The organism is Streptomyces sp. NRRL F-5122, from assembly GCF_001507435.1.
In the GTDB taxonomy this organism is placed as follows: domain Bacteria; phylum Actinomycetota; class Actinomycetes; order Streptomycetales; family Streptomycetaceae; genus Streptomyces; species Streptomyces lannensis.
In genome coordinates, this window is sequence record NZ_LMWH01000107.1 from 1 (window position 1) to 642 (window position 642).

2 protein-coding genes are annotated in these 642 nt (G+C 63.2%); one reads left to right on the forward strand and one right to left on the reverse strand.

What is annotated here, in order from left to right; genetic code table 11:
- On the reverse strand, nucleotides 1-387 hold a 387-nt coding region (locus ADL25_RS13070; RefSeq protein ID WP_159044921.1), incomplete at its 3' end, for a TetR/AcrR family transcriptional regulator.
- 46 nt (nucleotides 388-433) lie between these two features.
- On the opposite strand from ADL25_RS13070, the gene ADL25_RS50435 reads away from it, so the two are divergent.
- On the forward strand, nucleotides 434-642 hold a 209-nt coding region (locus ADL25_RS50435), incomplete at its 3' end, for a hypothetical protein (protein ID WP_234380889.1).

Genomic DNA, 642 nt, shown 5'->3' on the forward strand with positions numbered 1-642 from the left:
GTCGAGGTCCGTCTTGACGATCTCGCTCGCCAGGGAGCCGAGGCTGCAGCCTTCCTGGTAGACGTGCTCGTAGCCGATGTAGAAATCCGCCCACGCCCGAAACGCATCGAGGCTGTCAAAGCGAGCGAATTGCTCGTCGCGGTGGAACGTGAGGACGCTCTCGGCCTGCCAGGCGATCACAGCCAGGACGAGACACTCCTTGGTCGGGAAGTAGTGATTGAGCTGCGATCCGCTGACGCCGGCGGCGCGGCGCAGCTGCTCGTTGTTCGTCGCGTGGACGCCTTTGGCGTAGATGAGCTGCGCGGCGTGCTCCAGGATGCGGGCCCGTGTCGCCTGCCCCTTGCCGGTGAGCTTGTGGAGGTCCCGGGCTCCTGTGGTGGTTTCCATGCTTCCAACGATACCCCGATTGGGCTTGACAGCCCAATAGCGGGCAGTGTTCACTCAGGACTGGGCCGAACAGCCCAAAAAACTCAGGCACGAGAAACCCGTGCTGATGACGCCCCCTCAAACAGGAACCCGACTGGCCCGGAAACCCCGGATCTTGGCACCACGGCGGTCACCCGGCCACCGGACCTTCGCAAAGACAGGGAAAGACCATGAACAAGATGATCAGGCGCGCATCGATCGCTCTCGCTTCCACCG